This window comes from Streptomyces sp. Y309 (assembly GCF_056712025.1).
This window is the reverse complement of record NZ_CM160048.1, coordinates 4,542,478-4,557,334: the sequence shown is the minus strand read 5'-3', so window position 1 is coordinate 4,557,334 and position 14,857 is coordinate 4,542,478. Positions and strand designations below refer to the sequence as shown.

The following is a 14,857-nucleotide window of genomic DNA, read 5'->3' as shown; positions in this document are numbered from 1 at the left end:
TCTCAGCACCGCGCTCCCGGGGGCATGCGCCCGCACCGGACCACCCGGCTCAGGCCTCCTTGCGGATCTCCACCACCCGGAAGCGGTTGGCCACGAACGCGCTGTCGCACAGCGCGGCGTTCGCCGCCGGGTTGCCGCCGGAGCCGTGGAAGTCCGAGAAAGCGGCCGTCTGGTTCACATAGACACCACCCGTGAGGTTCAGCGAGAGCTGGGCGCTCTCCTCTAGGCAGGTCTCCTCGACGGCGGAGGACACCTCGTCGGAGGTCGTGTACGCCCCGACCGTCATCGCGCCCTTCTCGCGCACCGTGCGCCGCAGCAGCTCCACCGCGTCCGCCGCGGAGTCGACCGCCACGGCGAAGGAGACCGGGCCGAAGCACTCGCTCAGATAGGCCGCCTCGGCGTCCGGCTTGGCGCCGTCCAGCTTGACGATCACCGGGGTGCGCACCACGGCGTCCGGGAACTCCGGGTTGCTGATCTGCCGTGAGGCGAGGGCGACTTCGCCGATTCCGGGGGCCGCCTCCAGGCGGGCCTTCACGTCCGGGTTGACCAGGGCGCCCAGGATGCCGTTCGCCCGGGCGTCGTCGCCGAGCAGGCCGTTCACCGCGCCTGCGAGGTCCGACACCACCTCGTCGTACGACTTCGTGCCCGCGTCCGTCGTGATGCCCTCGCGGGGGATCAGCAGGTTCTGCGGGGTCGTGCACATCTGGCCGCTGTACAGCGACAGGGAGAAGGCCAGGTTCGACAGCATTCCCTTGTAGTTGTCGGTCGACTCGACGACGACCGTGTTGACGCCCGCCTTCTCCGTGTAGACCTGTGCCTGGCGGGCGTTGGTCTCCAGCCAGTTGCCGAAGGACGTCGAGCCCGTGTAGTCGATGATCTTGATCTCGGGGCGTACGGCCAGGGTCTTGGCGATGCCTTCCCCGGGGCGATCGGCGGCCAGCGCGATCAGGTTCGGGTCGAAGCCCGCCTCGCCGAGGACCTCGCGGGCGACGCGCACCGTCAGGGCGAGCGGCAGCACCGCGCGCGGGTGCGGCTTGACCAGGACGGGATTGCCGGTGGCCAGGGAGGCGAACAGGCCGGGATAGCCGTTCCAGGTCGGGAAGGTGTTGCAGCCGATCAGGAGCGCGATGCCGCGCCCGACCGGCGTGAAGCGCTTGGTCAGGGCGAGCGGGTCCCGCTTGCCCTGGGGCTTGGTCCACTCCGCGGAGTCGGGGGTGCGGGACTGCTCCACATACGCATACGCCACCGCTTCCAGGCCGCGGTCCTGGGCGTGCGGGCCGCCCGCCTGGAACGCCATCATGAAGGCCTGGCCGCTGGTGTGCATGACCGCGTGCGCGAACTCGTGCGTGCGGGCGCTGACGCGCGACAGGATCTCCAGACAGACCATGGCGCGCGCCTCCGCGCCCGCGTCACGCCAGGCCCGCATGCCCGCGCGCATGGCGGGCAGCAGCGCGTCCACGTCCGGGTGCGGATACGTGATGCCCAACTCGGGGCCGAAGGGGGAGACTTCCGCGCCCGTCCAGTCGTCCGTGCCCGGCTGGTCGAGGTCGAAGCGGTTGTTCAGGAGGGCCTCGAAGGCCGCCTTGCCCTCGGGGAGGCTCAGGCTGCCGTTCTCCCCATAGGCCTTGGGGTGTTCGGGGTGCGGCGACCAATACGCGCGCGTGCGGATCGTCTCCAGCGCCTGGTCGAGGGTGGGCCGGTGCTTTTCGATCAGCGTGTGCGCGGTGAGTTCGGCGGCCATGAGGGACCAACTCCTCGTCGAGTCAGCTCTCCTTCGAGCTGGCGAGCTGGGCAGGGACAGTGCGGGAACGGCTGGACAGAGCTAGAGTAACCGAACGATCGGTCGGGACAAGAGGGTCTGCCGAACCTGTGGAAAACCCTCCCCTCCGGCCACCCCGGACCCCTGGCCGAGACCCCCGTGCGGGAGGATCGCGAGCATGACAGCACTCGATCTCAGCAGCCCCGTTGCCGTGGTCGGCACCGGCACCATGGGCCAGGGCATCGCCCAGGTCGCGCTGGTGGCGGGCCACCCCGTGCGGCTGCACGACGCCGCGCCCGGCTTCGCGAAGACGGCGGCCGCCGCGATCACCGCCCGCCTGGACCGCCTCGTGGAGAAGGGCCGCCTCGACGCGGCCGCCCGTGACGCCGCGGCCGGGCGCCTGCGGGCCGTCGACGGCCTGGCCGAGCTGGCCGGGTGCGACCTCGTCGTCGAGGCGGTCCTGGAGCAACTGGACGTCAAACAGCGCCTGTTCCAGGACCTGGAAGAGGTCGTCGGCGAGGGCTGTCTGCTGGCCACGAACACCTCGTCCCTGTCCGTGACCGCCGTCGGGGGCGCGCTGCGGCACCCGGGGCGCTTCGTGGGACTGCACTTCTTCAATCCCGCGCCCCTGCTCCCTCTGGTGGAGGTCGTCAGCGGCTTCGCCACCGACGAAGCGGCGGCCACGCGCGCGTACGACACCGCGAAGGCCTGGGGGAAGACCCCGGTGCGCTGCGCCGACACCCCCGGCTTCATCGTCAACCGCATAGCCAGGCCCTTCTACGCCGAGGCGCTGCGCGTCCACGAGGAGCGGGCCGCCGACCCCGCGACGATCGACGCGGTCCTGCGCGAGTGCGGCGGCTTCAGGATGGGCCCCTTCGAACTCACCGATCTCATCGGCCAGGACGTCAACGAAGCCGTCACCCGCTCGGTGTGGGAGTCGTTCTTCCAGGACCCCAAGTTCACCCCGTCCCTCGCCCAGCGCCGCCTCGTCGAATCGCGCCGCCTGGGCCGCAAGTCGGGACAGGGCTGGTACGCGTACGGGGACGGCGCCGGGAAGCCGCAGCCGCACACCGCGGAGCCCGCGGAGGCGCCCCGGTCCGTCGTCCTGCACGGCGAGCTGTTCCAGGCCGCCGCGCTGGTCCCGCTCATCGAGGCCGCGGGCGTCCGCGTCGACCGCGGCCACCCCGGGGAGTCCGGGCACCCGGACTTCCCCGGCTGGATCGAGCTCCCCGGCGGCGCGCGCCTGTGCCTCGCCGACGGTTCGTCTCCCGACGCCGCCGCGCTGCCCACCGTCCAGTTCGACCTCGCGCTCGACTACGGGACGGCCACCAGGGTCGCGCTCGCCCCCGGGATCCGTGTGAGCGAGCAGCAGCTCGGCGAGGCCGTGGGCCTCTTCCAGGCGCTCGGCAAGCAGGTCAGCGTCGTACGCGCCACCCCGGGGATGATCGTGGCCCGTACGGTCGCGATGCTCGTGGACTTCGCCCACGACGCGGTCGCGCGGGGTGTGGCCGACGCGGACGACATCGACACCGCGATGCGCCTGGGCGTCAACTACCCGCGCGGACCGCTCTCCTGGGGCGCCGACCTCGGCCTCTACTGGGTCACCGAGGCCCTGGACCACCTGCACCACGAATACCCCACGGGGCGCTATGCGGCCTCGCAGGGGCTGCGCGGTGCCGCCGCGAAGGAGGACCAGGCATGAGCGCCCGGCGTGACACCTACACCCCGGAGACCCTCCTCGACGTCGCCGTGCGGGTCTTCAACGAGCGCGGCTACGACGGCACCTCCATGGAGCACCTCTCCAAGGCGGCCGGCATCTCCAAGTCGTCGATCTACCACCACGTGGCGGGCAAGGAGGAGCTGCTGCGCCGCGCGGTGAGCCGGGCGCTGGACGGCCTCTTCGGGATCCTCACCGAGGAGCACGCGCGCGTGGGCAGCGCGGTGCAGCGCCTGGAGTACGTCACGCGCCGCACCGTCGAGGTGCTCGTCGCCGAACTGCCCTACGTGACGCTGCTGCTGCGCGTGCGCGGCAACACGGACACCGAACGGTGGGCGCTGGAGCGGCGCAGGGAGTTCGACAACGAGGTCGCCGAGCTGCTCAAGGAGGCCGTCGCGGACGGTGACCTGCGCTCGGACGTCGAGCTGCGGCTCGCCACCCGGCTGCTCTTCGGAATGATCAACTCCATCGTGGAGTGGTACCGGCCGGAGGCCCGCAACGCCGCCAACGGCGTGCAAGTCGCCGACGCGGTCGTCCAGTTGGCGTTCTCCGGCCTGCGTACGGACGGCTAGCCCTCCGTCTCCAGGTCGTCCTCCTCGAAGACCAGCAGCGTACGCGTGCTGAGGACGTCCGGCATGGCCTGGAGACGGGTGAGCACCAGCTCGCGCAGCGCGCGGTTGTCCGGTGTGTGCACCAGGAGCAGTACGTCGAAGTCCCCGCTGACCAGTGCGATGTGGGACGCACCCGGCAGGGTCCGCAACTGCTTGCGGACCGTGCGCCAGCTGTTCTGGACGATCTTCAGGGTGATGTACGCGGAGGCGCCCTGCCCGGCCCGTTCGTGGTTGATGCGGGCGCCGAAGCCGCGGATCACGCCGTCGTCGATGAGGCGGTTGATGCGGGCGTAGGCGTTGGCCCGTGAGACGTGCACACGCTCGGCCACGGAGCGTATCGACGCGCGACCGTCCGCGTGCAGGATCTGCAGGATGTCGCGGTCGATGGGGTCCAGCGGGCGGAGCTGTGGTTCCGGACGGCCCGCCTCGTTCCCTTCGGCCATTCGTTCAGGTGCCATGTCCCCCCGCCTCCCTACCATGGACGTACTGCATCCATCCCAGGCTGTGGAGAACCGTTTGTCCACAGCCTGAAGGTGCCTGTAGCCAAAATGTGCCGACGACCGAACAATCGGTAGGTGAGGCGCATCACATCGTCGCGCCTCTTTGCCGCTCCCACGAGGAGATCGCTTCCCCATAGGAGGTGCCGTCATGACGGTCATGGAGCAGCGGGGCACCTACCGGCCCGCACCGCCCCCCGCATGGCAGCTCAGGACCGACCCCGCGCCGCTGCTGCCGGACGCGGAGCCGTATCGCGTGCTGGGCACCGAGACCGCCCGCAACGCGGACCAGGAGCTGCTCCTGCGCCTCCACGGCGAGCTGGTGCGCGGCCGGCGGTACAACACGCAGGCGACGGCCCTGACCAAGCAGGGCAGGCTCGCGGTCTATCCGTCGAGCACCGGCCAGGAGGCGTGCGAGATCGCCGCCGCGCTCGCCCTGCGCGAGCAGGACTGGCTGTTTCCCAGCTATCGCGACACCCTCGCGGCGGTCGCCCGCGGCCTGGACCCGGTGGCGGCCCTCACGCTGCTGCGCGGCGACTGGCACACCGGGTACGACCCGCGCGAGCACCGCATAGCGCCCCTGTGCACCCCCCTCGCGACCCAGCTGCCGCACGCCGTGGGCGTCGCGCACGCCGCGCGCCTCAAGGGCGACGACGTGGTCGCGCTCGCCATGGTCGGTGACGGCGGCACCAGCGAGGGCGACTTCCACGAGGCGCTCAACTTCGCCGCCGTCTGGCAGGCGCCCGTGGTCTTCCTCGTGCAGAACAACGGCTTCGCGATCTCCGTTCCGCTCGCCAAGCAGACGGCCGCGCCCTCCCTGGCCCACAAGGCCGTCGGGTACGGCATGCCGGGCCGCCTGGTCGACGGCAACGACGCGGTCGCGGTGCACGAGGTCCTCACCGAAGCGGTGCGACGCGCGCGTGAGGGCGGCGGCCCCACGCTCGTCGAGGCCGTGACGTATCGGATGGAGGCGCACACGAACGCCGACGACGCCACGCGCTACCGAGGCGACGCCGAGGTCGAGGCCTGGCGCGACCACGACCCGGTGCTGCTCGTGGAGCGCGAGCTCGACGCCCGCGGCCTGCTCGACGAGGACCGCAGGCGCGCGGTGCGCGAGGACGCGGAAGCGATGGCCGCGGACCTGCGGGAGCGCATGAACCAGGACCCCGACCTCGACCCCATGGACCTGTTCACGCACGTGTACGCCGAGCAGTCCTCCCAACTGCGCGAACAGGCGGCCCAGTTGCGGGCCGAGCTGGAGGCCGAGAACGAGGCCGCGGGCCGGACGGACGGAGCGGCCCGATGACCACTGTCGCCGTGAAACCGGCCACCATGGGGCAGGCGCTCGGGCGCGCCCTGCGCGACGCGATGGCCGAAGACCCGTCCGTACACGTCTTTGGTGAGGACGTCGGCACGCTCGGCGGGGTCTTCCGGGTCACCGACGGGCTCGCGGCGGAGTTCGGCGACGACCGCTGCACGGATACCCCGCTCGCCGAGGCGGGCATCCTCGGGACGGCGGTCGGCATGGCGATGTACGGGCTGCGGCCCGTCGTCGAGATGCAGTTCGACGCGTTCGCCTACCCCGCCTTCGAGCAGTTGATCTCGCACGTGTCGCGGATGCGCAACCGCACCAGGGGCGGGATGCCGCTCCCGATCACCATCCGGGTGCCGTACGGCGGCGGCATCGGCGGCGTGGAGCACCACAGCGACTCCTCCGAGGCGTACTACATGGCGACGCCCGGGCTGCACGTCGTCACGCCCGCCACCGTCTCCGACGCCTATGGACTGCTGCGTGCCGCCATCGCCTCCGACGACCCGGTCGTCTTCCTGGAGCCGAAGCGGCTGTACTGGTCCAAGGCCGACTGGAACCCGGACGCGCCCCGGACCGTTGAACCCATCGGCAAGGCCGTGGTGCGGCGCCCGGGCCGCAGCGCCACGCTCCTCACGTACGGCCCGTCCCTGCCCGTCTGCCTGGAGGCCGCCGAGGCGGCGCGGGCCGAGGGCTGGGACCTCGAAGTCGTCGACCTGCGCTCCCTGGTGCCCTTCGACGACGAGACGGTGACCGCCTCCGTGCGGCGCACGGGACGCGCGGTCGTGGTGCACGAGTCGGGCGGCTTCGGCGGCCCCGGCGGGGAGATCGCCGCCCGCGTCACGGAGCGGTGCTTCCACCACCTGGAGGCGCCGGTGCTCCGGGTCGCCGGGTTCGACATCCCCTATCCGCCGCCGATGCTGGAGCGGCATCACCTGCCCGGCGTCGACCGGATCCTGGACGCGGTGGCACGGTTGCAGTGGGAGGCGGAGAGCTGATGGCACAGGTCCTCGAATTCAAGCTGCCCGACCTCGGCGAGGGGCTCACGGAGGCGGAGATCACCCGCTGGCTGGTGCAGGTCGGCGACGTCGTCGAGGTGGACCAGCCGGTCGTCGAGGTGGAGACGGCCAAGGCGATGGTCGAGGTCCCGTGTCCGTACGGGGGCGTGGTGACGGCCCGCTTCGGCGAGGAGGGCACCGAACTGCCCGTGGGCGCCCCGCTTTTGACGGTCGCCGTGGGCGCGTCGGTCGCTGCGCTGGACGCCGGTGCGCCCGCCCCTGCCGGGGATACCGGTGCGTCCACCTCCGCCCCGGGTGCCGGTGCGTCCACCTCCGCTCCGGGTCCCGGTGCGTCCGCCTCGCCCGCCGACGCGGTTGCGTCCGGGACCGGCGGTGACGAGGCGTCGGGCAACGTGCTCGTCGGGTACGGCACGGCGGCGGCGCCCGCGCGGCGGCGCAGGGTGCGGCCCGCGCGCGGGGGCGCGGGTGCGGGTGCCCGGGACAAGGGCACGGGGTCCGGGAACGGAGGCGCCCGCTCCGGCTCCGGGACGGTGCCGTCATCGGGCGCGGCGGCCACGTCCGGTTCAGCGCCCACGTCCGGGACGGTGCCCACGTCCGGCGCGGTGCCTGCGTCCGGGGCCGACGCGGCTTCCGGTGCCCGGGCGCACGGGCTCCCCGAGCGCGGGGACGGCCCGGTCCCGGTGATCTCCCCGCTCGTGCGCAAGCTGGCCCGCGAGAACGGCGTGGACCTCCGGGAGCTGGCGGGCTCCGGGCCGGACGGGCTGATCCTGCGGGCCGACGTGGAGGACGCCGTGCGCGCCTCGGCGGCCACCGCCACGGCCACGGCCACGGCCACCGCCACGGCCACGGCCGCGACCGCGCCGGTCGCGGGCCCGGCGTCGGCGGCCTCCGGCCGAGGCACGCGGATCCCCCTGCGCGGTGTGCGCGGCGCCGTCGCCGACAAGCTGGCGCGCAGCCGTCGCGAGATACCGGACGCGACGTGCTGGGTCGACGCCGACGCGACGGAACTGATGCACGCGCGCGTGGCGATGAACGCCGCTGGCGGGCCGAAGGTCTCCCTGCTCGCGCTCCTGGCCCGCGTCTGCACCGCCGCCCTCGCCCGCTATCCGGAGCTCAACTCCACGGTGGACATGGAGGCGCGTGAGGTCGTGCGGCTCGACGAGGTGCACCTGGGCTTCGCCGCGCAGACCGACCGCGGGCTCGTCGTGCCCGTCGTGAAGGACGCGCACGCCCGCGACACGGAGTCGCTGAGCGCCGAGCTGGCCCGGCTCTCGGAAGCGGCCCGGACCGGGACACTGACACCGGGGGAACTCACGGGATCCACGTTCACGTTGAACAACTACGGCGTGTTCGGGGTGGACGGATCCACGCCGATCATCAACCACCCCGAGGCGGCCATGCTCGGCGTCGGCCGGATCGTGCCCAAGCCATGGGTGCACCAGGGTGAGCTGGCGGTGCGTCAGGTCGTCCAGCTCTCGCTCACCTTCGACCACCGGGTGTGCGACGGCGGTACGGCGGGCGGCTTCCTGCGCTTCGTCGCCGACTGCGTGGAGCAGCCCGCGGTGCTGCTGCGGGCGGTCTAGGCCGCCACAGCGGTGTCCCCGCCGTGTGCCGCCCCACAGGGGTGGCATTGATCCCGCGTACGCCCATACTCGGGGGATGACCTCGCCCACGGCCCCCGACACCGGCCCCTTCGACCCCGTGGACACCGCGCCCTTCGACGCCGTCGTGCTCGCGGGCGGGCGGGCCGCGCGGCTCGGCGGCGCGGACAAGCCGGGTGTGCGGGTGGGCGGCAGGGCCCTGTTGGAGCGGGTGCTCGCGGCGTGCGCCGGGGCCGGGACGACCGTTGTCGTCGCGGCACCCCGGCCCACCGGCAGGCCCGTGGTGTGGGCGCGCGAGGAGCCCGCGGGCGGCGGGCCGCTGGCCGCGCTGGACGCCGGGCTGCGCCGCACCCGGGCCGGGCTTGTCGTGGTGCTCTCCGCCGACCTGCCGTTCCTCCGGGAACGGACCGTGCGGCGGCTCGTCGCCGCCCTGAGCGCGGCCGACGGCGCGGACGGCGCGGTGCTGACCGACCCCGACGGCCGGGACCAGCCGCTCGTCGCGGTGTACCGGAGCGCGGCGCTGCGGAGCGGGCTCGCGGCGCTCGCGGAGGAGGGCGCGGCTGCGGAGGGTTCGAGGGGCGGCGGTGCTCCGCCGGAGGGGGCGGCGGGCGCGCGCGGGCTCGCCGGGCTTCCGCTCCGGCGGCTCACCGCACGGCTCGAGCTCGTCCGGATCGCCGACCCCCTCGCCGCGTTCGACTGCGACACCTGGGACGACATCGCGACGGCCCGCGCGCGGATCAGGGAGCATGGGCACGTGTTGGATGAATGGATTACCGCAGTCAAGGACGAACTGGGCATCGAGCTCGACGTCGACACCGGCATCCTGCTCGACCTCGCCCGCGACGCCGCGCACGGCGTGGCCCGGCCCGCGGCGCCCCTGACCACCTTCCTCGTCGGGTACGCGGCGGCGCGGGCCTCGGCCGGCGGGGGCGGGCCGCAGGCCGTGGCGGAGGCCGCCCGCAAGGCGGCGGCGCTCGCCGCCCGGTGGGCGCAGGAGGACCGGCCGGACGCGTCCGGCGCGTCGCCCGCAGTCGGCAAGCCCTCGCCGTCGGACACGGAGGCCTCGTCCGGCCCACACTCGCCCGACGCGACCCAAGGCGCGCCCTCCACCCCCGAGCCGGACGTGCCTGTGGCTCCTGAGCCGGACGTGCCCTTCACTCCCAAGCCGGACGTGCCTGTTGCTCCCGAGCCGGACGTCCCGTTCACCCCCAAGCCGGATGTGCCCGTCGTTCCCGAGCCGGACGTGCCCTTCACTCCCAAGCCGGACGTGCCTGTTGCTCCCGAGCCGGACGTCCCCTTCACCCCCAAGCCGGACTCCTCGTGAGCGGCCAGCACGCGGCCGACGCCGAGCTCGACGAGGCGCTCGCCCTGGCGAACGAGGGCCGGGGCCGGGCCAAGGGTGAGGCGGCTTCCGCGCGGCCGCCCCACGCGGAAACCGCCGGCACGCCGGGCACACCCGGCGCACCTGGCCCGTCCGACGCACCCGGCGACTCCGGCCCGTCCGACGCGTCCGACGCGTCCGGCGCATTCGGCCCGCTCGACGCCTCCGACGCACAGCCCAGCACCCCCGCCCCCGAAGGCCCAAGCCCAGCACCCACCACGGCCCACACCCCCACCACCCCCCACAACACCCCCTGGTCCCAAGCCCGTTCCACCGCTCGTCGCGCCGGCGCCTCAGCCGCGGTCTCGGCGGTGAAGGCGCCCCAGGCCACCGGCCGGTCGGCGGCCACCCCCACCACGTCCGTCGCCCACTTGGGCACCCCCACCACCGCCGTCGCCCACCTGGGCACCCCCACCCCCCTCCCCCTGGCCCTCGGCCGCACGCTCACCACTGCCCTCACCGCCCTCACCGACCTCCCCTCCTTCGACACCTCCGCGATGGACGGGTGGGCCGTGGCCGGGCCGGGGCCCTGGGGGCTGCTGCCCGACGGGATCCTCGCGGGGCAGGAAAGGCCGCGTGCGCTGGGTGACGGCGAGGCGGTGCGGATCGCGACCGGCGCCCGGATCCCGCGGGACACCACCGCGGTGATCCGCAGCGAGCACGGCCACGTCGACGGCAAGGGCCATCTGCACGCTCGGCGTGAGGTCGTACCCGGTCAGGACATCCGGCCGCGCGGCCAGGAGTGCCGGGCGGGCGACCAGTTGCTGCCGCCCGGCACGCTGGTGACCCCGGCGGTCCTCGGCCTCGCCGCGGCCGCCGGGTACGACGCGCTGCACGTCGCCGTCCGCCCCCGTGTCGAAGTCCTGGTCCTGGGCGACGAGTTGCTGACCGCGGGGCTCCCCCAGGAGGGCCGCATCCGGGACGCGCTCGGGCCGATGCTGCCGCCGTGGCTGCGGGCGCTCGGCGCGGAGGTGACCGCGGTCCGGCGGCTCGGGGACGACGCCGAGGCGCTGTACGAAGCCCTCGCCACGTCCACGGCCGACGTGGTCGTGACGACCGGAGGCACCGCGTCCGGGCCCGTCGACCACGTCCACCCCACGCTGCGCCGCCTCGGCGCCGAGCTGCTCGTCGACGGCGTCGCCGTGCGCCCCGGCCACCCCATGCTGCTCGCCCGCCTCCCCCGGACGGCCCCGAGATCCCGAGCAGGCGGCCGGGGCGAGCCCCACACCCAGGGCCAGTCCCAATCCCAGGCCGAGCCCCGCACCCCCGCGCGCCACCTCGTCGGCCTGCCCGGCAACCCCCTCGCCGCCGTCTCCGGGCTGCTGACGCTGGCCGAGCCCCTGCTGCGCGGGCTCGCGGGCCGCCCGGCCCCGGAGCCGTACGTCGCGCCGCTGCGTGATGACGTACAAGGCCATCCGCACGACACCCGGCTCGTCCCGGTCACGCTGCGCGGGGAGTACGCGGTGCCGCTGCACTACAACGGCCCCGCGATGCTGCGCGGCATCGCGGCCGCCGACGGGCTCGCGGTGGTTCCGGCAGGTGGTGCACGCCAGGGGCAGGAGCTGGAGATCCTCGACCTGCCCTGGACCGAACCCGGCGGACAGCACGGGGAGTTGGGCGGACTCGGGCCCGACGACGGGGTGTGTTTCACGTGAAACTTCCCGGCCATGACGCGATCGCGCGCCAAGCCGACGAACATTTGGTGACACACCAGGTCAAGCTGCCGCGCCGCGTGGTCGAGCGGCCGCTGCGCCAGGTCGGCAAGCGGCTGCTGATGGCGCTGTTCGTGCTCTTCGTGACGATCCTCATCGTGTGGGTCGACCGCGAGGGCTACCACGACAACGCCAACGAGGAGATCGACTTCCTCGACGCCTCGTACTACGCCACCGTGACGCTCTCCACCACCGGCTACGGCGACATCGTGCCGCACAGCGACAGCGCCCGGCTCACCAATATCCTGCTGATCACGCCCTTGCGCGTGCTCTTCCTGATCATCCTGGTCGGCACCACGCTCGAAGTGCTGACCGAACGCACCCGTGAGGAATGGCGGCTGTCCCGCTGGAGGTCCAACTTGCGTGACCACACCGTCGTCGTCGGCTTCGGCACCAAGGGCCGGTCGGCGGTGCAGACCGTGCAGGCGACCGGTCTGAAGCCCGAGCAGATCGTGGTCGTCGACCCGAGCGCGAAGGTCGTCGACGCGGCCACGGCGGAGGGCTTCGCCGGGGTCGTCGGGGACGCCACCCGCAGCGACGTCCTGCTGCGGGCCGAGTTGCAGCGGGCCCGCCAGGTCATCATCGCGACGCAGCGCGACGACACGGCGGTGCTCGTCACGCTCACCGCGCGGCAGCTCAACCGCACGGCGAAGATCGTGGCCGCGGTGCGCGAGGAGGAGAACGCGCCGCTGCTGCGCCAGTCCGGCGCCGACGCCGTCATCACCAGCGCCAGCGCGGCGGGCCGGCTGCTCGGCCTCTCGGTGCTCAGCCCGAGCGCGGGCCTGGTCATGGAGGACCTGATCCAGCAGGGCAGCGGGCTCGACCTCGTCGAACGGCCGGTGATAAAGGCCGAGGTGGGGCGGGGCGTGCGGGAGACGGACGACCTCGTCGTCAGTGTCGTACGCGGCCACCGCGTGCTCGGATACGACGATCCGGCGATCGGCACACTGCAGTTGACGGACCGCCTGATCACGATCGTGCGGGCGTCCCCGCAACCGGCGCCGCCGCAACCACGGTGACCGTGGTCGCCCGGGAGTAGCCTCGCCCGCATGTATGCGATCACGATCCCCGAACCCGGCGGGCCCGAGGCGCTTCAGTGGGCCGAGGTCCCCGATCCCGTACCCGGTGAGGGCGAGGTCCTCATCGATGTGGCCGCCAGCGCCGTGAACCGCGCCGACCTGCTGCAACGGCAGGGGTTCTACGATCCGCCGCCCGGCACCTCCCCCTACCCGGGCCTGGAGTGCTCGGGCCGTATCGCCGCGGTCGGCGCGGGTGTCGCGGGCTGGTCGGTGGGCGACGAGGTGTGCGCGCTGCTCGCGGGCGGCGGGTACGCGGAGCGGGTCGCCGTGCCCGCCGGGCAGGTCCTTCCGGTGCCGGACGGCGTCGACCTCGTCACGGCGGCGGCGTTGCCCGAGGTCACCTGCACGGTGTGGTCGAACGTGTTCATGGTCGCCCATCTGCGTCCCGGCGAGACCCTGCTGGCGCACGGCGGCGCGAGCGGCATCGGCACCATGGCGATCCAGCTCGCGAAGGCCGTCGGCGCCAAGGTGGCGGTGACCGCGGGCGGCAAGGAGAAGCTGGCGTTCTGCGGCGAGCTGGGCGCCGACGTGCTCATCGACTACCGCGAGCAGGACTTCGTCGAGGAGATCCGGCGGGCCACGGACGGCGCCGGGGCGGACGTGATCCTGGACATCATGGGCGCCAAGTACCTGGACCGGAACGTGCGCGCCCTCGCCGTCAACGGCCGCCTCGCCATCATCGGCATGCAGGGCGGCGTGAAGGGCGAGCTGAACATCGCCGCGCTCCTGGGCAAGCGCGGCGCCATCACGGCGACCTCGCTGCGCGGCCGCCCGGTGAGCGAGAAGTCCGCGATCGTCGCGGCGGTACGGGAGCATGTGTGGCCCCTGATCGGCGCGGGCCAGGTCCGCCCGGTCGTGGACCGCGCGCTCCCGATGCGGGAGGCGGCCGCGGCGCACCGGGTCCTCGAGGAGAGCGGGCACATCGGGAAGGTCCTCCTCACGCGGGAGGCGGACGGGGCCTGAGCGGCACTCCGCCCGAACAGCCACGAGCCGGTTCGCGACACGTGGGCGCGCCACACGCGGGCTCGCCACAGGTCGTCGCGCCACACGCGTCACCCGGGCCCACACCCTGTGGCCCTCCTCGCCTCGCCGGGCGCTGCCTCGCCGGGCGTCTCTCCGGGGGCTGCCCCGCCAGGTGTCGCCTCGCCGGGCGCTGCCCCGCCAGGTGTCGCCTCGCCGGGCGCCGCCTCGCCGGGCGCCGCCCCCGCCGGGCGCTGTCCCGCCGGGTGTCACCTCGACGGGCGCCGCCCCCCCCGGCGCCGCCCCGCCAGGCGCCGCCCCGCCAGGCGCCGCCCCGCCAGGCGCCGCCCCCCCCAGGCGCCGCCCCCCCAGGCGCCGCCCCCGCCGGGCGTCGCCGAGATGCCGGATGTGGTGCGTCATGTGACGCTGGCCGTACGCCCTTTGATCCTCGTGTGCGGCGCGGGTCCGGGCGTTCTGCCATCTCGGCGACGACCCGGCACCGGGAGGGGGTCAGCGCGGTGACATCACGGCTGCGGGCCGCCCTCCGCGCGGCGGCACCGCCGGTGCTCGTGGCGGCGCTGCTGCCCGTCGCATGCGGTACGACGACGGCGTACGCGGCTCCTGCCGCCCCCGGCGCTCCTGCCGCCCCCGGCACCCCTGCCGCCCCCAGCGCCCCTCGCGCCCCCACCGCCCCCACACCCCCCGACCCGTCCCCCACCGCCTCCGCCCCCTACTACGGCACCGGCTCGCTGGCCGGAAGCCGGGCCGGTGAAGGGCGGCAGCGGCCCGGGCGGGTGGAGCAGGGGGCCGTGCCCGACCCGGCCGTCTGGCGTCCGCTGCCGCCCCCGCCCCGCGAGGTACGCCGCCCGGCGCAGCCCAGGCCGAATCCCGTCCTGCCACCGCCGCCCACCACGGCCGACGCACCCCGCGAGCGGGCGGCCGAGGGGCCCGCGTTCCCCGGCCTGCGGGTGCTGCCGCTCGGCGCGGGCATGGTCCTCATCGGCCTCGGCCTGGGCTTCCTCGGCCTGCGCCTGCGCCAGGGCTGACCGCCCGGGCCCAGCCCGCACCCGCCGGACGCGTCCAGCCCGTACGGCCCCGTACACAAGGTGACCGACCCGTCCCCGTTGGACATCGCGTACGCCCTCGTACACGGTGGATCACCGGTCTATGGGGGCACCACGGAGGTGTGAGCAACAGGTGCGAGAGAATGGC

General features: G+C 74.0%; 11 protein-coding genes and 1 pseudogene. 10 read left to right on the top strand and 2 right to left on the bottom strand.

Annotation, left to right across the window (positions count from 1 at the left end; all coding sequences use genetic code 11):
* Window positions 1–49: 49 nt before the first annotated feature.
* The gene (paaN, locus tag AC0KTA_RS18245) at window positions 50–1,741 is read right to left on the bottom strand and encodes a phenylacetic acid degradation protein PaaN (protein WP_481056181.1); all 1,692 of its coding nucleotides are present in this window, start codon (window positions 1,739–1,741) and stop codon (window positions 50–52) included.
* A 196-nt stretch (window positions 1,742–1,937) separates the two neighbouring features.
* On the opposite strand from paaN, the gene AC0KTA_RS18240 reads away from it, so the two are divergent.
* Entirely contained in the window at window positions 1,938–3,461 is a 1,524-nt protein-coding gene (locus AC0KTA_RS18240; protein ID WP_481056180.1) for a 3-hydroxyacyl-CoA dehydrogenase, read from the top strand.
* A complete protein-coding gene (locus tag AC0KTA_RS18235) occupies window positions 3,458–4,048 on the top strand; it encodes a TetR/AcrR family transcriptional regulator (protein WP_481056179.1) in 591 nt (196 codons plus the stop codon). Before AC0KTA_RS18240 ends, AC0KTA_RS18235 begins: the two co-directional genes overlap by 4 nt.
* On the opposite strand, the gene AC0KTA_RS18230 is transcribed toward AC0KTA_RS18235, so the two are convergent.
* Window positions 4,045–4,545 carry an Lrp/AsnC family transcriptional regulator gene (locus AC0KTA_RS18230; RefSeq protein WP_481056178.1) on the bottom strand — a complete coding sequence of 167 codons (501 nt, stop codon included), beginning with the start codon at window positions 4,543–4,545 and terminating at the stop codon, window positions 4,045–4,047. The two genes, AC0KTA_RS18235 and AC0KTA_RS18230, sit on opposite strands and share 4 nt — an antisense overlap.
* 190 nt (window positions 4,546–4,735) lie before the next feature.
* Between AC0KTA_RS18230 and pdhA the strand changes: the two genes are divergently transcribed.
* From pdhA to AC0KTA_RS18190, 8 genes and pseudogenes are all read left to right on the top strand, one after another.
* Complete coding sequence (gene pdhA / locus AC0KTA_RS18225) at window positions 4,736–5,890, top strand: pyruvate dehydrogenase (acetyl-transferring) E1 component subunit alpha (protein WP_481056177.1); 1,155 nt, start codon at window positions 4,736–4,738, stop codon at window positions 5,888–5,890.
* Entirely contained in the window at window positions 5,887–6,891 is a 1,005-nt protein-coding gene (locus AC0KTA_RS18220; RefSeq protein ID WP_481056176.1) for an alpha-ketoacid dehydrogenase subunit beta, read from the top strand. The genes pdhA and AC0KTA_RS18220 overlap by 4 nt, the downstream gene beginning before the upstream one ends.
* Window positions 6,891–8,495, top strand: a complete 1,605-nt coding sequence (locus AC0KTA_RS18215) for a dihydrolipoamide acetyltransferase family protein (RefSeq protein ID WP_481056175.1) — start codon at window positions 6,891–6,893, stop codon at window positions 8,493–8,495. Before AC0KTA_RS18220 ends, AC0KTA_RS18215 begins: the two co-directional genes overlap by 1 nt.
* 76 nt (window positions 8,496–8,571) lie before the next feature.
* A pseudogene (locus tag AC0KTA_RS18210) lies at window positions 8,572–9,603 on the top strand (NTP transferase domain-containing protein); the annotation flags it as partial.
* Between the two features lie 230 nt (window positions 9,604–9,833).
* Complete coding sequence (locus AC0KTA_RS18205; RefSeq protein WP_481056174.1) at window positions 9,834–11,549, top strand: molybdopterin molybdotransferase MoeA; 1,716 nt, start codon at window positions 9,834–9,836, stop codon at window positions 11,547–11,549.
* Entirely contained in the window at window positions 11,546–12,625 is a 1,080-nt protein-coding gene (locus AC0KTA_RS18200) for a potassium channel family protein (RefSeq protein ID WP_481056173.1), read from the top strand. The genes AC0KTA_RS18205 and AC0KTA_RS18200 overlap by 4 nt, the downstream gene beginning before the upstream one ends.
* A 30-nt stretch (window positions 12,626–12,655) precedes the next feature.
* Window positions 12,656–13,648 (top strand): NAD(P)H-quinone oxidoreductase, encoded by a 993-nt coding sequence (locus AC0KTA_RS18195; RefSeq protein ID WP_481056172.1) that lies wholly within the window; start codon window positions 12,656–12,658, stop codon window positions 13,646–13,648.
* A gap of 515 nt (window positions 13,649–14,163) precedes the next feature.
* Entirely contained in the window at window positions 14,164–14,691 is a 528-nt protein-coding gene (locus AC0KTA_RS18190; protein WP_481056171.1) for a hypothetical protein, read from the top strand.
* Window positions 14,692–14,857 lie beyond the last annotated feature (166 nt).

Excerpts from the sequence above, each read along its gene's own strand:
- paaN (WP_481056181.1), bottom strand. The coding sequence starts at position 1,741 with ATGGCCGCCGAACTCACCGCGCACACGCTGATCGAAAAGCACCGGCCC.
- AC0KTA_RS18240 (WP_481056180.1), top strand. The coding sequence starts at position 1,938 with ATGACAGCACTCGATCTCAGCAGCCCCGTTGCCGTGGTCGGCACCGGC.
- AC0KTA_RS18235 (WP_481056179.1), top strand. The coding sequence starts at position 3,458 with ATGAGCGCCCGGCGTGACACCTACACCCCGGAGACCCTCCTCGACGTC.
- AC0KTA_RS18230 (WP_481056178.1), bottom strand. The coding sequence starts at position 4,545 with ATGGCACCTGAACGAATGGCCGAAGGGAACGAGGCGGGCCGTCCGGAA.
- pdhA (WP_481056177.1), top strand. The coding sequence starts at position 4,736 with ATGACGGTCATGGAGCAGCGGGGCACCTACCGGCCCGCACCGCCCCCC.
- AC0KTA_RS18220 (WP_481056176.1), top strand. The coding sequence starts at position 5,887 with ATGACCACTGTCGCCGTGAAACCGGCCACCATGGGGCAGGCGCTCGGG.
- AC0KTA_RS18215 (WP_481056175.1), top strand. The coding sequence starts at position 6,891 with ATGGCACAGGTCCTCGAATTCAAGCTGCCCGACCTCGGCGAGGGGCTC.
- AC0KTA_RS18195 (WP_481056172.1), top strand. The coding sequence starts at position 12,656 with ATGTATGCGATCACGATCCCCGAACCCGGCGGGCCCGAGGCGCTTCAG.